Source organism: Verrucomicrobium sp. 3C, assembly GCF_000379365.1.
Taxonomy (GTDB): Bacteria; Verrucomicrobiota; Verrucomicrobiia; order Methylacidiphilales; family Methylacidiphilaceae; genus Methylacidimicrobium.
The window spans coordinates 1-638 of sequence record NZ_KB901875.1 but is presented as its reverse complement, the minus strand read 5'-3'; the positions used below and the strand labels follow the sequence as shown (position 1 = coordinate 638).

Here is a 638-nt window from a genome sequence, read left to right as displayed (position 1 = left end):
TCTGCCCGGGAGCCGCCGCCCCAAAGGGCAAAAATGGGTCCTGTAGTGCCAATTTGAAATGACGGGTACTGCCTCGCAACGACTTACGAGACCTTCCCCCAAACATGGGCCGGGCGGTGGATCACCACGTCCGGTACCGGCTCCGCTGGTGGCTCTGCCGCAAGCATAAAGTCCTTGGGCAGGGAAAGACCCAGTTCCCAGACTGGTTTCTGCAGGAGAAGTTGGGTCTTCTCTCCCTTAGGCGCTTAACGCAGAGTCTGCCGTGGGCATAATCCTGCACCAACCTTGTCCGAAAGCCGAATGCGGGAAATCCGCACGTTCGGTTTGATGAGCGGGGAGTGGAAACGGACGATAGGGAGAGATACTCAGGCACTGCCAGACCGAAAGGGGCAGCTCCCGCTATGGCTCTCCTACGTCGCACCGCGCCACTCCTCGACTCTACTGAGTAGCAGCATAACTTCTTGATGCGGAAGGACAGGCCTTTCCGCTACTGGCTACATCGCTGCCCAGACCGGCGGCTGGGCGAAGTGCGGGAGCAGACGAAGTTTTTCCAGGAGCCGATTCAGTTCCCGAGGAATCTTGCTCAAAAGACGAACGATCGGCTTGCCTTCCACGGAGAGAACGCCGAGGCGGATCGA

1 protein-coding gene is annotated in these 638 nt (G+C 58.9%); it reads left to right on the top strand.

Features of this window, described 5'->3' with window-relative positions; all coding sequences use genetic code 11:
- The first annotated feature begins 116 nt into the window (after positions 1-116).
- Entirely contained in the window at positions 117-272 is a 156-nt protein-coding gene (locus A37A_RS19745; protein ID WP_231363695.1) for a hypothetical protein, read from the top strand.
- The last annotated feature ends 366 nt before the right edge of the window (positions 273-638 follow it).